The organism is Blastococcus sp. DSM 46786, from assembly GCF_900109665.1.
GTDB lineage: Bacteria > Actinomycetota > Actinomycetes > Mycobacteriales > Geodermatophilaceae > Blastococcus > Blastococcus carthaginiensis.
This window is the reverse complement of sequence record NZ_FOAO01000002.1, coordinates 231,312-246,601: the sequence shown is the minus strand read 5'-3', so window position 1 is coordinate 246,601 and position 15,290 is coordinate 231,312. Positions and strand designations below refer to the sequence as shown.

13 protein-coding genes and 1 riboswitch are annotated in these 15,290 nt (G+C 74.3%); of the genes, 4 read left to right on the top strand and 9 right to left on the bottom strand.

Annotation, left to right across the window (positions count from 1 at the left end; all coding sequences use genetic code 11):
- Positions 1-19 precede the first annotated feature (19 nt).
- The 3 genes from BMW62_RS03225 to BMW62_RS03215 all read left to right on the top strand — a co-directional run bounded on the left by BMW62_RS03225 (position 20) and on the right by BMW62_RS03215 (position 2,657).
- On the top strand, positions 20-1,015 hold the full coding sequence (locus BMW62_RS03225; protein WP_091929381.1) for a Gfo/Idh/MocA family protein: 996 nt from the start codon (positions 20-22) through the stop codon (positions 1,013-1,015).
- Positions 1,012-1,848: an SDR family oxidoreductase gene (locus tag BMW62_RS03220; protein ID WP_091929380.1), complete on the top strand. Its 837-nt coding sequence runs from the start codon at positions 1,012-1,014 to the stop codon at positions 1,846-1,848. Before BMW62_RS03225 ends, BMW62_RS03220 begins: the two co-directional genes overlap by 4 nt.
- 104 nt (positions 1,849-1,952) lie before the next feature.
- On the top strand, positions 1,953-2,657 hold the full coding sequence (locus BMW62_RS03215) for a hypothetical protein (protein WP_091929379.1): 705 nt from the start codon (positions 1,953-1,955) through the stop codon (positions 2,655-2,657).
- Positions 2,658-2,664: 7 nt separating this feature from the next.
- Here the strand turns inward: BMW62_RS03215 and BMW62_RS03210 are convergent, their stop codons facing one another.
- From BMW62_RS03210 to thrC, 4 genes are all read right to left on the bottom strand, one after another.
- Positions 2,665-3,447, bottom strand: a complete 783-nt coding sequence (locus BMW62_RS03210) for a DUF72 domain-containing protein (protein ID WP_091929378.1) — start codon at positions 3,445-3,447, stop codon at positions 2,665-2,667.
- A 333-nt stretch (positions 3,448-3,780) separates the two neighbouring features.
- Complete coding sequence (gene groL / locus BMW62_RS03205) at positions 3,781-5,409, bottom strand: chaperonin GroEL (protein ID WP_091929377.1); 1,629 nt, start codon at positions 5,407-5,409, stop codon at positions 3,781-3,783.
- A 241-nt stretch (positions 5,410-5,650) separates the two neighbouring features.
- Positions 5,651-5,851 carry a cold-shock protein gene (locus BMW62_RS03200; RefSeq protein WP_040337424.1) on the bottom strand — a complete coding sequence of 67 codons (201 nt, stop codon included), beginning with the start codon at positions 5,849-5,851 and terminating at the stop codon, positions 5,651-5,653.
- Positions 5,852-6,026: 175 nt separating this feature from the next.
- Positions 6,027-7,274 (bottom strand): threonine synthase, encoded by a 1,248-nt coding sequence (thrC, locus tag BMW62_RS03195; protein WP_091929376.1) that lies wholly within the window; start codon positions 7,272-7,274, stop codon positions 6,027-6,029.
- Between the two features lie 66 nt (positions 7,275-7,340).
- Positions 7,341-7,475: riboswitch (SAM riboswitch) on the bottom strand.
- A 102-nt stretch (positions 7,476-7,577) separates the two neighbouring features.
- Here thrC and BMW62_RS03190 point away from each other — a divergent pair.
- Positions 7,578-8,399, top strand: a complete 822-nt coding sequence (locus tag BMW62_RS03190) for an HAD family hydrolase (protein WP_091929375.1) — start codon at positions 7,578-7,580, stop codon at positions 8,397-8,399.
- 140 nt (positions 8,400-8,539) lie between these two features.
- Here the strand turns inward: BMW62_RS03190 and BMW62_RS03185 are convergent, their stop codons facing one another.
- The 5 genes from BMW62_RS03185 to rarD all read right to left on the bottom strand — a co-directional run bounded on the left by BMW62_RS03185 (position 8,540) and on the right by rarD (position 15,263).
- On the bottom strand, positions 8,540-9,415 hold the full coding sequence (locus BMW62_RS03185) for an ABC transporter permease (RefSeq protein WP_091929374.1): 876 nt from the start codon (positions 9,413-9,415) through the stop codon (positions 8,540-8,542).
- The gene (locus BMW62_RS03180) at positions 9,412-12,279 is read right to left on the bottom strand and encodes an alpha/beta fold hydrolase (RefSeq protein ID WP_244523806.1); all 2,868 of its coding nucleotides are present in this window, start codon (positions 12,277-12,279) and stop codon (positions 9,412-9,414) included. The genes BMW62_RS03185 and BMW62_RS03180 overlap by 4 nt, the downstream gene beginning before the upstream one ends.
- A gap of 77 nt (positions 12,280-12,356) precedes the next feature.
- Entirely contained in the window at positions 12,357-13,709 is a 1,353-nt protein-coding gene (locus tag BMW62_RS03175; RefSeq protein WP_211434952.1) for a LytR C-terminal domain-containing protein, read from the bottom strand.
- A 179-nt stretch (positions 13,710-13,888) separates the two neighbouring features.
- Complete coding sequence (locus BMW62_RS03170; RefSeq protein WP_244523805.1) at positions 13,889-14,164, bottom strand: DUF3263 domain-containing protein; 276 nt, start codon at positions 14,162-14,164, stop codon at positions 13,889-13,891.
- A 181-nt stretch (positions 14,165-14,345) separates the two neighbouring features.
- Positions 14,346-15,263 carry an EamA family transporter RarD gene (gene rarD / locus BMW62_RS03165; RefSeq protein WP_091929370.1) on the bottom strand — a complete coding sequence of 306 codons (918 nt, stop codon included), beginning with the start codon at positions 15,261-15,263 and terminating at the stop codon, positions 14,346-14,348.
- Between the last annotated feature and the right edge of the window lie 27 nt (positions 15,264-15,290).

Here is a 15,290-nt window from a genome sequence, read left to right as displayed (position 1 = left end):
CGCGACTAGCGTCTGCCCGGTGAGCGCAGAGATCCGCTGGGGAGTCGTCGGGCCGGGCCGCATCGCCGAGAAGGTGGTGGAGGACTTCGCGGTCGTCGACGGCGCTCGCGCGGTGGCCGTCGCCTCCCGGTCGCAGGAGCGGGCCGACGGGTTCGCCGCGCGGCACGGCCTCGAGCGCGCCTACGGCTCCTACGGCGAGATCCTGGCCGACCCCGACGTCGACGTCGTCTACGTCGCCACCCCGCACCCGCACCACCACCAGTTCGCGCTGGCCGCGCTGCGCGCCGGCAAGGCGCTGCTGGTGGAGAAGGCGTTCACCGCCACCACCGCCGGGGCCACCGAGGTCGTCGACCTCGCCCGGGAGACCGGCACCTTCGTCATGGAGGCGATGTGGACCCGGTTCCAGCCGGCCGTCGTGGCGATGCGGGAGCTCATCGACGACGGCGCGATCGGCGAGGTGCGGTCGGTGCAGGCCGACCTGGGCGTCTCCCGCGAGTACGACCCCGTCGACCGGCTCTTCGCGCTGGAGCTCGGCGGTGGCGCCCTGCTCGACCTCGGCGTCTACGTCGTGAACTTCGCCCAGATGCTGCTGGGCACGCCCGACCGCGTCGTCGCCACCGGCTCCCTGTTCCCGTCCGGCGCGGACGCCGAGGCGGCGATCCTGCTGGGCTGGGACGACGGCCGCAACGCCGCGCTCACCACCTCGCTCAAGTACGCCCTGCCCGGGACCGCCCGCGTGGTGGGGACGACGGGCTGGATCGACGTCGTCCCGCGCTTCCACCACCCGCAGACCGTCGTGCTGCACCGCGACGGCGCCGAGCCCGAGGAGATCACCCGCCCGCAGACCGGCGCCGGGTACGCGCACGAGCTGGCCGAGGTCACCGGGTGCCTGCGCGCCGGCCGCACCGAGAGCACCGTGATGCCGCTGGCCGACACCCTCGTGGTGCAGGACGTGCTCGGGCAGGCGGCCGACCAGCTCGGGGTGCGGCACGCGGAGGCGGTCGACGTCCTGTGATCGTCGTGACCGCGGCGGGCGGGGCCACCGGCACCGCCGTCGTCCGGGCCCTGCTGGCGCGTGGCGAGCGGGTGCGCGCGGTCGTGCCCTCGCGGAAGCCGCGCCCGGAGCTGGACGCGCTCGGCGCCGAGGTCGTCGTCGGCGACCTCACCGGTGACCTGTCGGGTGCGCTGGCCGGCGCCGACGCCCTGTACCTGATCTGGCCGAACTTCGACCCCGGCGAGGCCACCGGCGCCCCCGCCGTGCTGACCGCCGCCGCCCGGGCGGGGGTGCCCCGGCTCGTCTACCACTCGGTGCTCCGCCCGCAGGTGCGCGCGATGCCGCACCACGCCGCCAAGGACGTCGTCGAGGAGGCGCTCGACGGCGCCGTCGCCGACACGGGCGCCCGGTGGCGGGTGCTGCAGCCCTGCGCCTACGCCGGCAACCTCGACGGTGCGGTGACGGCGGCCGTCGCGACCGGTGAGCTGCCCAGCCCGTGGGGCCTGGAGCGGGCGCAGTCCTTCGTCGACCTCCGCGACGTCGCCGAGGCGGCGGCCGTGCTGCTCACCGAGGACGATCTCGACAGCGGCACCTTCGAGGCCGTGGGCCCCGACGCGCTCACCGCCCCCGACGTCGCCGCGCTGCTCACCGAGCGTGCCGGGCGGCCGGTCACCGCCGTCGACGTCCGGGCCGAGGACGACGGGACCTACGCCGGTCGCTGCCGCACCACGATGTTCGACTGGTACCGGGCGCACGGCTTCACGGGCAGCCCGCGGGTGCTCACCGCGCTGCTCGGCCGGCCGCCACGCAGGTTCGCCGAGCACCTCGCCGACCGGTTCCCGCCGGGCCCCTGACCGTCCCCCGACCGGGTGGCTCGGCTCCAGCCACCGCCGGCACCTGCCGAAGAGGAACGGGAACGGCCGTACCGACGGCCATCCGCCCGAGGGGAACGACATCCATGGCACTGCTCGAAGGTCTGGCCGCGCTGGCGGCGAAGTTCGCCGGCGCCGGCACGGTCGCCCAGGTGGCGACCGGCGTCGGCATCGCCACCGCCGGGGTCACCGGCGCCGGTGCCGTGGGCGCGCTGCCCGCGCCGGTGCAGGACGCCGTGGCCAGCACGGTGGAGACCGTGACCCCCTTCGACCTGCCGGGGTCCGACGACGACCTCGTCGAGGACACCTCCTCGACCGAGGAGCCCGTCGAGACCGACGACTCCGGCGTGGACGGCGTCGGTGACGACGACACGACCGGGGACGACGGCACCGCGGACGACAGCCCCGAGGTCGAGAGCCCCGAGAGCACCGACGACGAGGGCGCCGACGACGACAGCGCCGACGGCCCCGCTGCCGAGCACAGCCGCGGCGAGGGCACGGCCGCCAAGGCCGCCCGCGAGGCGGAGCGCGAGGCCGAGAAGGCCGCCCGGGACGCGGAGAAGGCGGCCCGCGAAGCCACCCGCGAGGCCGAGAAGGCCGCCCGCGACGCCGAGAAGGCCGCCCGGGGCGCCGCCGAGGACGCTGCCGAACAGGCCCGCGAGCAGGCCGAGGAGGCCGCGGAGTCCGCCCGCGAAGCCGCCGAGGAGGCCGCGGAGTCCGCCCGCGAAGCCGCCGAGCAGGCCCGCGAGGACGCCGAGCGTGCTGCGGAGAAGGCGGACGACGCCGGCTGACCGACGGTCAGGCCGCGGGCCAGGCCAGACCGGTGGCCTGGTCCGCGGTCGGCACCCGGGTGGGTGTCCCTCCGGCCCGGCGCACGGCGTCGGCGAAGTGCACCGCGTCGATGACCGCGGCGCAGCCCGGATCGTTGTTGAAGTACACGAGCACGTCGCCGTCCCCGTAGGCGGCGGCCAGCCGGTCGGCCCACAGCTGCAGCGTGCCCGGCCGGTAGCGCCAGTTCTCCAGGCCGGTGTGGAAACGGAGGTAACCCCAGCCGGCGGTGCGCCAGAGCGGCGCCACCGGTACCTCCATCCGGTCGGCCCAGCACAGCGCCGCCCCGTAGCGCTCGAGCAGCGCGCGCACCTCGTCGGTCCACCACGACTCGTGCCGCGGCTCCACCGCCACCCGGGTACCGGCCGGGAACTGCGCCAGGCACTCGCGCAGCAGCCCGGGGTCGGCCTTCAGGGTGGGCGGTAGCTGCAGCAGGACCGTGTCCAGCTTGTGCGCGAGCCCCTCGGCGCGCCCCATCAGGCGGGCGACCGGCTCCTCGGGCTCGCGCAGCCGCTTGATGTGGGTGAGGAAGCGGCTGGCCTTGACCGCCCACCGGAAGTCCGGCGGGGTGCGCTCGCGCCACTTCTCGAACGTCTCCCGCTCGGGCAGCCGGTAGAACGCGTTGTTGCTCTCGACGGTGGCGAAGTGCTGGACGTAGTGCTCCAGCCACAGCCGCTGGGGCAGCTTCTGCGGGTAGAAGGCTCCGCGCCAGTCGCGGTACTGCCACCCCGACGTCCCGATGATCACCGCCATCCCCGGCCGCTACCCCGTGGCCCGGTGGCTGACGCGACGATGCCCCCCGTCTCGGGGACGTGCAGGGACGGGGGCAGGACGGCTGCACCGGACCGGTCCGAGGCCCTCCGTTTCGACGCCCGCGACCACCACGCGCTCGCCGACTGGTGGTGCCCTTTCCCGCCGGAGACCCGAACAGCCGCGGCGAGTGCGACGACGTCGTGGCCATCAGCGTCGGATGACCACGACGTCGTCGCACTCGGTGGCGGCGACGGCCCCCGGAGACGCCGACAGGGGCGGCCCCGCGATGCGGGACCGCCCCTGGCGGGCAGTGCTCGTGCTAGGTGGCCGGACTCAGAAGTCCATGCCGCCCATGCCGCCGTCGCCACCGGGCATGGCCGGAGCGTTCTTCTCCGGCTTGTCGGCGATGACGGCCTCGGTGGTGAGGAAGAGCGCCGCGATGGAGGCGGCGTTCTGCAGCGCCGAGCGGGTCACCTTGGCGGGGTCGATGATCCCGGCCGCGACGAGGTCCACGTACTCGCCGGTGGCGGCGTTGAGGCCCCAGCCGGTCTCCGAGTTGCGCACCTTCTCCGCGACGACGCCGCCCTCGAGGCCGGCGTTGATGGCGATCTGCTTCAGCGGCGCCTCGAGCGCGACGCGCACGATGTTGGCACCGGTCGCCTCGTCACCCTCGAGCTCGAGCTTGTCGAACGCGACGGCCGTGGCCTGCGCGAGAGCGACGCCACCACCGGCGACGATGCCCTCCTCGACGGCGGCCTTGGCGTTGCGCACCGCGTCCTCGATGCGGTGCTTGCGCTCCTTGAGCTCGACCTCGGTCGCGGCGCCGGCCTTGATGACGGCGACGCCACCGGCCAGCTTGGCCAGGCGCTCCTGCAGCTTCTCACGGTCGTAGTCGGAGTCCGACCGCTCGATCTCGCTGCGGATCTGGTTGACCCGGCCCTGGATCTGGTCGGTGTCCCCGGCACCCTCGACGATCGTCGTCTCGTCCTTGGTGACGACGACCTTGCGGGCGCGGCCCAGCAGCTCGAGGCCGGCGGTGTCGAGCTTGAGGCCGACCTCCTCGCTGATGACCTGGCCACCGGTGAGGATGGCGATGTCGCCGAGCATGGCCTTGCGGCGGTCACCGAAGCCCGGGGCCTTGACGGCGACGGACTTGAAGGTGCCCCGGATCTTGTTCACGACCAGGGTCGCGAGGGCCTCGCCCTCGACGTCCTCGGAGATGATGGCCAGCGACTTGCCCGACTGCATGATCTTCTCCAGCAGCGGGAGCAGGTCCTTGACCGAGCTGATCTTCGAGTTGACGACGAGCACGTACGGGTCGTCGAGGACGGCCTCCATGCGCTCGGCGTCGGTGACGAAGTAGGGCGAGATGTAGCCCTTGTCGAAGCGCATGCCCTCGGTGAGCTCGAGCTCGAGGCCGAAGGTGTTGCTCTCCTCGACGGTGATGACACCTTCCTTGCCCACCTTGTCCATCGCTTCGGCGATGAGCTCACCGATGGCGGGGTCGGCGGCGGAGATCGACGCGGTGGCGGCGATCTGCTCCTTGGTCTCGACGTCCTTGGCCGTGGAGAGCAGGTACTCGCTCACCGAGGCGACGGCCTTCTCGATGCCCTTCTTCAGGGCCATCGGGTTGGCGCCGGCGGCGACGTTGCGCAGACCCTCGCGGACGAGAGCCTGGGCGAGCACGGTGGCGGTGGTGGTGCCGTCACCCGCGACGTCGTCGGTCTTCTTGGCGACCTCCTTGACGAGCTCGGCCCCGATCTTCTCCCACGGGTCCTCGAGCTCGATCTCCTTGGCGATGCTCACACCATCGTTGGTGATGGTGGGCGCGCCCCACTTCTTCTCAAGAACGACGTTCCGGCCACGGGGGCCGAGGGTCACCTTGACGGCGTCGGCGAGGGTGTTCATCCCTCGCTCGAGGCCGCGGCGCGCCTCTTCGTTGAACGCGATCATCTTGGCCATGTGGTGATGTCCTCCGAGCATGGATCGCTGCACGGCCGGGTGCGGCGCCCGCGACGGACGACACCAGCGGTGCGGACGCTCCTTCGGCCCGCGCGCCGGTGCCTCACCGACCGACCTGGTTGGCACTCAAAGGGTACGAGTGCCAGAAGCGAGTCTGGCACTCCACCCCGGCGAGTGCAAGAACGGACGGAGGCCCGGCCCCCTCGAGGGGGACCGGGCCTCCGCTGCTGCTGGGTGGTCCTCAGGCGCTGCGGACGGCGTCGGCCTGGGGGCCCTTGGCGCCCTGGACGACCTCGAACTCGACGCGCTGACCCTCGTCGAGGCTCTTGTACCCGTCCATCTGGATGGCCGAGTAGTGGACGAAGACGTCCTGGCCGCCGTCGACGGCGATGAAGCCGAAGCCCTTCTCGGCGTTGAACCACTTCACGGTGCCCTGTGCCACGTGTGCTCCCACGTTTCGTGCGTGCGGACGGCCCCTCTGGATCGGAGGGCCGGGCCTAGCTCTTCCGCCCGCATCTCACGAACATGGAACTGGAACCGCGCGAGAAGGTACATCAGCACCCGCCGGGTGCAGGAGCTTCCCCGCCGCTGTGTTGCCGGATCGGGCGACCCGCGGCTCAGCCGATGAGGCCGGCGGCCCGCGCCGACCTGAGCGACGGCTCCACGCGGTGCGTCGGGCCGACGACGGGCTCGAGCGGGTCGAGGGTCTTCAGCCCCTCCCCCGTGTTGAGGACGACGGTCTCCTTCGCCGGGTCCAGCCGACCGCTCTCGACCAGCTTGCGCAGCACCGCGACGGTCACCCCGCCGGCGGTCTCGGCGAACACGCCGGTCGTGCGGGCGAGGTCGCGGATGCCCTGGACGATCTCGTCGTCGCCCACGCGGGCGACCGCACCGCCGGTGCGCCGGATCGCGTCGAGGGCGTAGGGCCCGTCGGCCGGGTTGCCGATGTTCAGCGACTTCGCGATCCCCGTGGGCTTCACCGGCTTGACGACGTCCCAGCCGTTGTCGAACGCGGTGGCGATCGGGTCGCAGCCGGCCGACTGCGCGCCGTAGATCGTCCACTCGGTGGCCTCGACGATGCCGGCCGCGGTCAGCTCGCGGAAGGCCTTGTCGACCTTGGTCAGCAGCGACCCGGACGCCATGGGGATGACGACCTGTGCCGGGATGCGCCAGCCGAGCTGCTCGGCGATTTCGTAGCCCATCGTCTTGGAGCCCTCGGCGTAGTAGGGCCGGACGTTCTGGTTGACGAACGCGGTGTCCTCGAACTCGTCGGTCTCGCCGAGCTCGCTGGTCAGCCGGTTGACGTCGTCGTAGGAGCCGTCGACGGCGACCAGCGTCTGGCCGTAGACCGCCGACTGCACGACCTTGCCGGGCTCCAGGTCGCTCGGGATGAAGACGAACGACGGCAGGCCGACCCGGGCGGCGTGGGCGGCCACCGAGTTGGCCAGGTTGCCGGTGGAGGCGGCGGCGATCTTCTTGTAGCCCAGCCCCTTGGCGGCGGTCGCGGCGAGGCTGACCACGCGGTCCTTGAAGGAGTGGGTGGGGTTGGCCGAGTCGTCCTTGACCCACAGGCCACCGGTGAGCCCGAGCTCCGCGGCGAGCCGGTCGGCGCGCACCAGCGGGGTCATTCCGGGGTCGAGCGAGACGCGGTCGGCCGGGTGCTGGCCCACCGGGAGCAGGGCGACGTACCGCCAGATGTTCTGCGGCCCGGCCTCGATCTGCTCGCGGGTGACGGCCTTCATCAGCTCGGGGTCGTAGTCGACCTCCAGCGGGCCGAAGCACTCGGCGCAGGCGTGCTGGGCGATGAGGCCGAAGGTGGCGCCGCAGTTGCGGCAGACCAGCCCGCGGGCGGGACACGGGGGCACCGGGCCACCGGCGCTGGAATCGGCCTGAGCAGAACCGGGAGCGGTCAGTGTCATGCGACGACTACCTCCTCATCTTCCCCGCTGCGGGCCGTCGAGCCGCGCGGGACGGAATTGGCACCTCCCGCCCGTCGCGCGGAGCGCTGCAGGCGGCGGTTGCCGGGGCTTCATCGGGCCGTGTCCCTCTGCCCCTCTGGATGAGTGAACGGCGTGAACTGTACCTCCCACCTCCGGTGCAGAACCGGAGCGGCTCCGCCGCACGGACCCCGTCGCGGAGAGCGGCCGGCGGCCGGACAGGATGACCAGGTGAGCGCGCGCGTCGTCTACACCGACCTCGACGGCACGATGGTGGGCCCGCGGGGCTCCTTCTGGCACACGGCGGGGCGGGAGCTGACCGACGGGCCGGCCGGCGCGCTGCTCGACCTGCACCGCGCCGGGGTGGCGTTGGTGCTGGTCAGCGGCCGCACGTACGAGCAGGTGGTGGAGGCCGCGCGCATCTTCGCCGCCGACGGCGCCATCGCCGAGCTGGGCGCCACGATCGGCTGGGGCTCGGGGCGCACGACGCACCGGCTGCGCGGCGCGCTGCCCCCGCAGTACGGCGACCGGACGCCGATGGAGGTCATGGCCGAGCTCGGCGTCGTCGAGGACCTGATCGCCGCCCACCCGGGGCGGCTGGAGTGGCACGCCCCCTGGCACGCCACCCACGCCACGGACGCGCTGCTCCGCGGCCGGGTGGATCCGCTCGCCGTCGACGCCTGGCTGGCCGAGCGCGGGACGGGCTGGCTGACGCTCAAGGACAACGGGGCGATCCCCGCCGCCCCGTGGATGGGGCTGGCCGACGACGCCGCCCCGCCGCGGGTCTACCACCTGATGCCGCGCGGCATCTCCAAGGGCGCGGCGATCGCCTGGGACCTGGAGCGGCGCGGCCTCTCCCCCGCCGATGCCGTGGCCATCGGGGACAGCGTCAGCGACCTGGAGATGGCGCCCGCGGTGGGCCGGCTCTGGATCACCGCGAACGGCGCCGCGGTCGACGGCATGGCCGACGCGCTGGCCGCCGTCCCCAACGCCGCGGTCACCGCCGGTGCCATGGGCGAGGGCTGGGCCCAGGCGGTGCGCGCCAGCCTGTAGGCGAGCCGCCGTCCCCGCTCTCTCCGCGCCAGGACAGTGTGCGCAGATGCGCCGTTCCCGTGCCGAGAACTGACCATCCGCGCACTCCATCGCCATCAGCGGCGGTCACGGGACGCAGGCGAGCGTTGACGGCCGCAGTACTAGCTGGTCACGTCGCGGCGGGCGAAGTGGCGGAAGCCCAGCGCGGTGAAGACGGCGATGTAGACCAGCGACTGGATCACGCCGCGGAACAGGTCGCCGTCGTCGACCGGCGTCTGCAGCAGGTCGGTCCAGGCGAACTCCTCCGCCGTCGGGAACCAGTCGCGGATGGACCCCAGCTGCTCCACCTGGTCGAGGATCGCGAAGACGACCATCGTGAACACCGCCCCGCCGACCGCGGCCAGGGGCGCGTCGGTGATGGTGGAGAACCAGAACGCCAGCGCGCCGACGACGAGCAGGTGGACGGCGAGGTAGCCCAGCATCCCGGCCAGCCGCAGCATGCCTTCGCCCTGGTCGATCCCCACGCCGACCGGGGTCCGGATGTCCCCGAAGCCGAACGCGATGCCCCCGGCGACCACCGCCACCGCCGCGAGGGTGAGCAGCGCGGCGACCGACTGCACCAGCGCCGCCAGCCACTTCTGCCGGAGCAGCCGCATCCGCGGCACCGGGGTGGCCAGCGCGTACCGCAGCGACCCCCACTGCGCCTCGACCGCCACGGTGTCGCCGAAGAAGAGCGCGTACACCACGACGAGGAAGAAGCCGGTGGTCGCGAAGAGCACGAAGAGGGTGAAGTTCAGCCCGCTGGCCGTCGCGACGTCGACCAGGTTGATCCGGGTGTTCTCCGCCGCCTCCTCGCTGGCGCCCAGCTGCAGCGCCCCGATGAGCACCAGCGGCAGCGCGACCATCAGGGCGAAGACGCCGAGGGTGCGCCGCCGCTTGAACTGCCGGCGCAGCTCGACCGAGAGCCGCAGCGTCCGCTCGGGCCGGTAGCCGGCGACCGCGCCGGTCGGCTGCACGTGCTCGGTGCTCGTCGTCATGACTCCCCCACCAGCGCCAGGAAGGCGTCCTCAAGCCGGCGGCGCGGCGTGAACTGCTCGACGGCGATGCCCGCGGCCACCAGCGCCTGCAGCACGTCGGCGCGCCGGGCACCGTCGAGCTCGGCCACGAGACCCTCGTCCGTGCGCCCGGCGGTCACCCCGGGCAGCGACGACAAGATGGCGACCGCCCGGTCGGTGTCGGCGTCGTCGGCCAGGCCGACCAGCACCGAACCGCCGGTACCGACGATCTCCTCCACGGTCCCCTGCGTGATCTTCTGCCCCTTCGCCATGACGACGACGTGGCTGCAGGTCTGCTCGATCTCGCTGAGCAGGTGGCTGGAGACGATCACCGTACGGCCGGTGGCGGCGTAGGAGCGCAGCACCTCGCGCATGGCGTGGATCTGCGGCGGGTCCAGCCCGTTGGTCGGCTCGTCGAGCACCAGCAGGTCGGGCAGCCCGAGCATCGCCTGGGCGATCGCGACCCGCTGGCGCATGCCCTGGCTGTAGCGGCGCACCGGCCGGTCGATGGCGGCGCCGAGCCCCGCGACCCTGATGGCCTCCTCCATGTGCGCGTCCTCGGCCGGCCGGCCGGTGGCGGCCCAGTAGAGGGTGAGGTTGTCGCGGCCGGAGAGGTGCGGCTGCAGGCCGGTGCCCTCCACGAACGAACCGAGCCGGGACAGCACCGGCGCCCCGGGGCCGGCGGCGTGCCCGAAGATGCTGATCCGCCCCTCCGTGGGCTTGATGAGGCCCATCAGCATGCGCAGCGACGTCGTCTTGCCGGCGCCGTTGGGCCCGAGCAGGCCGAGCACCTGGCCGCGGCGCACCTCGAAGGAGAGGTCGCGGACGGCGACGAAGCCGTCCTTGTAGGCCTTGGTCACCCCGGTGAAGCGCAGCGGGACGTCCTCGCCGTCCGGCTCGACCTGCGAGATCTGCCGGTCGCGGCGGCTCCCCCACCAGCGGGCGGCCAGCCAGCTCAGCAACCCGAGGGCGGCGAGGACGGCGAGCAGCACCCACCAGCGGGAGGTACCGGTCGCGGACTCGCTGCGGCCGTCCACCTCGGGAGCAGCGAGGGTCGTCTCACCGGCGGCCACGCCGTTGGGGGCGACGTCCGAGGCCAGCCCGACCGAGTAGACCGCCGCCTCGTCGGGCAGCGCGTAGGCCTGGTCGGTGGAGGAGACCAGCACGCGCATGGTGTGACCGGTCTCGAAGCGGTGCACGATGCCCGGGAGCGTGACGCTCACCCGCGTCGGGGCGGTGGGGTCGGTGGAGATCCCGGTGAGCGCGAGGGGCGCGACCAGCCCGCCGGGCAGCGTGGTCGCGCCGTCCGGGCCGACGTCGTAGAGCTTGGCGAACAGGGTGGCGCTGCCGCTGGGCGAGGCGACCGCGAGGTCGACGGTCGAGGCGCCGACGACCTCCACGGGGGCCTCGAGCGGGGCGCTGTCGAAGGCGGCGAACTGGCCGGGGATCTCCGCGGTGGCGCCGCCCAGGGCCGCGGTCAGCGCGCCCAGGCCGGGGACGGTGGTGAGCGCGGCGGGCGTGCCGCCGGCGGGGGTGACGACGGGCTGCACGGGGCCGGAGACGGGCACCGCCCGGCGGGTGGCCGGCTCGGCGCCGTCCAGCCCGGGGTAGGCGGTCGCCGCGATGGTCTGGCCGCCACCCTGCACGCGGCCGACCGTGGCGCCGAGGCCGGTGGGCGCGGGGAACTCGAAGCCGGTCCCGGGGTCCTCGCCCTGCCCCCGCAGGTGCCAGTCGAACCAGCCGGCGACCTGGTCGCGCAGGCCCTGCGCCTGCTCACCGGACGGGGAGGCGTCGTGGCCGCCGGCGAACCAGACCACCTTGACCGGGGTCCCGTCCGCGGCGATCCCGCGCGCGTTCGCGTCCGCCTGGCCGAGGCCGAAGAGCGAGTCCTGCGTGCCCTGGACCAGCAGCGTCGGTGCGTCGATGCGGCCGAGGACGCCGGCCGGGCTGCCGCGGTCGAGCACCGCGGCGACCTCCGGCGTGAGCGTGCCGGTGGACGCGGCCGTCTGGTAGGCCTCGCAGACCTCGATCCGGAACCGACCGCAGGTGAGCAGCAGCTCGGCGGCCTCCGGGTCCGCGGCGGCCTGCTCGAGCAGCTGCTCGGGCAGCCCGGTGGGCAGCGCGGCAGCACCGGCGCCGCCGCCCCCGAAGGAGTCCAGCAGGCCGCCCGCCGCCGAGCCGATGCCGAAGAACAGCCCCGACCACAGCTGCTTGTAGACGCCGGCCGCCTCGGTCTGCGGGACCGCGGCGACCGTGTCGGCAGCGAGGTCGCCGGTCTGTGACGGGAAGAGCGACGTGGTCAGCGAGTGCCAGGTGATCTGCGGCGCGATGACGTCGACCCGCTCGTCGTAGGCGGCGCCGAGCAGGGCGAGCGCCCCGCCGTAGGACCCGCCGGCGACCCCCACCCTCGGGTCGCCGGCGGCGTCGAGCTCGACCTCCTCGCGCCCGGCCAGCAGGTCGAGCAGCGTGGAGAGGTCGGCGATCTCGTAGCGAGGGTCGTTGAGCCCGATCCGCCCGGTGCTCTCCCCGAACCCGCGGGCGGAGTAGGTGAGGACGACGTACCCGCGGTCGGCCAGGTCGGCGGCGTCGTCGGCGACCGAGCGCTTGCTGCCGCCGAAGCCGTGCGCGAGCACGACCGCGGGCGCGGGCTCGTCGGTGTCGGGGAGGTACAGCGTGGTGTCGAGCTCGACGGCGTCCTCACCGGAGCCCGAAGGCACCCGGGCCTCCTCCGTGCGCACCTCGGCGGCGACCGCCGGGGGCGCCAGCACGAGCAGACCGGCCGGCAGGGCGAGGGCGAGCAGGGCGGCGGCCGCGGCGCGCGCACCGGGGCGCGGGCGGGGACGCACGGGCCCGCGGAGGGAACGCACGAAGGCCCCAACGGCCGGGGGTCGGCCGGTGTTCCGGGCGTCGGTACCGGCCGGGATCAGGGCTGCCAGTTGCCCGTGGCGACGATGACCAGCCCCGGAGCGGGGGCGTCGGCCACGTCGAAGAAGCGCGGCGCGGGGCCGGCGAGCTCGGGGAACTGGTCGACCAGCTGCAGCGCGGCCTGGCGCTGCTGCTCGTCGCCCTCGGTGAAGAAGACGGTGGTCGCCGACACGTCGGTGCCCGGGTAGGCGCCGACACCCGGCGACTCCCAGCCGCCGGCGACGACGGTGCCGGAGATCGTGGCGGCGAGGCCGCTGATGTTCGTGGCGTTGAGGACGGTGACGGGCACGCGCACCGGGGTGGTGATCACCGGCTCGACGACCACGGGGTTCTCGGGCAGCGGCGGCAGGGCGGCCGTGGGGACGGCGACGGTCGGCGCGCTGGCAGGGGGGGAGGTGGCGGCGGCTTCCTCCTTCTCCGGAGCGGTGACCGTGTAGACGCCGAGGACCGCGCCGGCCACGACGGCCATGGCGACCAGGCCCTTGAGCACCCGGCGCGGCTTGCGCTCGGGCTCGTCGTCGAAGATCACCTCGGGGGTGCCGTTGCGCTTGGCCGCCTTCCGACGCGCGGCGTCGGCCGCCTGCCGCTCGGCGCGGTAGGCGGCACGGCCGCCCTTCACCTTGGCTGCGCCGGCTGCGGTAGCGGCGAGCTCGGCGTCGAGGTCGTGGGCGTCGTCGTAGGCGGGCCCGTCGTGGCCGAACTCGTCGTAGCCGAAGTCGTCGTAACCGAGGTCGGCCACGTCGTCGCGGCGGGCGGCGGTGCCGCGCTCGGGGATCGCCGTGGTGGCCGGCGCCTGCAGCGCCGGCCCGAGCCGCGAGCGGCCCGTCTCGTCGGTGCGCGAGGGCTTGGTCCAGTCGCCGTAGGAGGACGAGGGCGCGCCGGACGGGGTGGTCTGCCGCGGCACCCGGGGGACGCGCGGCGCGGGGGCGCTGCGGCCCAGGCCGCGGGCCGGGCCGGTGCTGGCCAGCGGCTCGTCGTCGACCAGGAGGCCCGTCGGGCTGGCGACCTTGCCCACGAGGTGGGCGCCGGGCAGTGGCGCGTCGGCGCCCCGGGGCGCGACGACGTCGGCGGCGCGGACCGGCGCGGGGACGTCGGCGGCGCGGACCGGCGCGGGGACGTCCCCGAGGACGGCGGGGGCCGGAGCGGGCGAGGGCACCGCGCGGAACGGCGCGGCGCTGGTGTGCGGTGCGGGGACGGCCCCGGCGCGCGGACCGGCCGGTGCAGAGGCACCCGCAGCGCGCGGACCGGCCGGTGCGGAGGCACCCGCGGCGCGCGGGCCGGCCGGCACGGGCGGTAGCGGCAGCCGGGAGCGGGAGACCTGGCGGGCCGCCTCGGCGGGGGCATCCGCCACGACGTCACGCCGAAGGTCGGCGCGGTCGCGCCCGGGAGCGGTCGGGTGGTCGCTCAGGCCGGCGTGGGGCAAGGACCCGTCCGGGGTGTCGGTCCGGCGCCGCCCAGCGGCTGGAGACACGTGTCCCTGACCCAGTCCGTCACTGCCTGACGCGGCGTGCCTGCCCACGGTGAGCAAATCTAATCCATGTCATTCCCCTTGCCCAGGACCTGCGCGGAACGCGTCCGCTGACGCGCCGTCCGCACCCGGCGCAGGCGCCGCACGAGGAGCGGGTCGGCCGCCAGCGCCTCCGGGCGGTCGACGAGGGCGTTGAGCGCCTGGTAGTACCTGGTCGGCGTCGTGTCGAACAGGTCGCGGATCGCCGTCTCCTTCGCGCCGGCACGCCGCCACCACTGGCGCTCGAAACCGAGCATCTCGTGCTCGCGCCGCGAGAGGCCTGCGTCTCCGGCCTGCACGGATCCCTCCCCTGACCCGTCGACCCGGGGCGGGGAGACCACGGGGGCTGGGTCGCTGTTCATCGTCGGACCATCTCCTGAGCTGCTCCACCGGCCGGGCGCTCCCGGCGGCTCGGGCACGACGGTAGCGCCGCCCTCCGACGATTCCGGGCCCCGCGACACGACGGGCCCGGCTACCCGTTCAGGGCGTGGCGACCACCGCGTCGCGGGCCGCTCGGCGCGCCCCGGCCCGGGCGTGTCGCCAGGTGTCGGCGGTGAAGACCGCCAGCGCCACCCAGACGATGACGAAGCCGGCCAGCCGGGCCGGGGGCATGGGCTCGTCGTAGACGAAGACGCCGATCGCCAGCTGCATCAGCGGGGTCAGGTACTGCAGCAGTCCCACCGTGGAGAGCGGGATGCGCCGGGCCGCCGCGGCGAACAGCAGCAGCGGCACCGCCGTCGCCACACCGGCGCTGGCCAGCAGCAGGGCGTGGCCGGCGCCCGCGTTGGCGAACGTGCCCGCGCCACCGCCGTGCAGGACGGCGAGGACCACACCGGCCGGGATGGCGACCAGCGCCGTCTCGAGGAACAACCCCGGCGCCGCCTCGACCCGGACCAGCTTCTTCATCAGCCCGTACAGGCCGAAGGACAGCGCCAGGCCGAGGGCGATCCACGGAGGGCGCCCGTAGTCGACGGTCAGCACCACGACGGCGACGGCCGCGATGCCGACGGCGACCCACTGCAGGGGACGCAGCCGCTCGGCGAAGACGACCACCCCCAGGAGCACGCTGACCAGCGGGTTGATGAAGTAGCCGAGCGAGGTCTCCACGACCTGCCCGGAGTTGACGCCGTAGACGTAGATCAGCCAGTTCGTGGCGATCAGCACCGCCGCGCCCGCCAGGACCACGAGCGTGCGGGGGCTGGCGACCGCGGCCCGCACGTGCCCCCACCGGCGGACGACGGTGAGCAGCAGCCCGACGAACAGCAGCGACCAGAGCACCCGGTGGGCCACGATCTCCAAGCCGCCGGCGGGCTCCAGGAGCGGGAAGTACAGCGGGAAGATGCCCCAGAGGGCGTAGGCGCCGAGCCCGGAGACCACCCCCAGGCGACGCTCGTCCACGGCGGCACCGTACGCCCGGGGCCGGGG

What these genes read in the sequence shown, in the direction of transcription:
- BMW62_RS03215 (WP_091929379.1), top strand. Translation starts at nt 1,953, where the DNA reads ATGGCACTGCTCGAAGGTCTGGCCGCGCTGGCGGCGAAGTTCGCCGGC.
- BMW62_RS03210 (WP_091929378.1), bottom strand. Translation starts at nt 3,447, where the DNA reads ATGGCGGTGATCATCGGGACGTCGGGGTGGCAGTACCGCGACTGGCGC.
- groL (WP_091929377.1), bottom strand. Translation starts at nt 5,409, where the DNA reads ATGGCCAAGATGATCGCGTTCAACGAAGAGGCGCGCCGCGGCCTCGAG.
- BMW62_RS03185 (WP_091929374.1), bottom strand. Translation starts at nt 9,415, where the DNA reads ATGACGACGAGCACCGAGCACGTGCAGCCGACCGGCGCGGTCGCCGGC.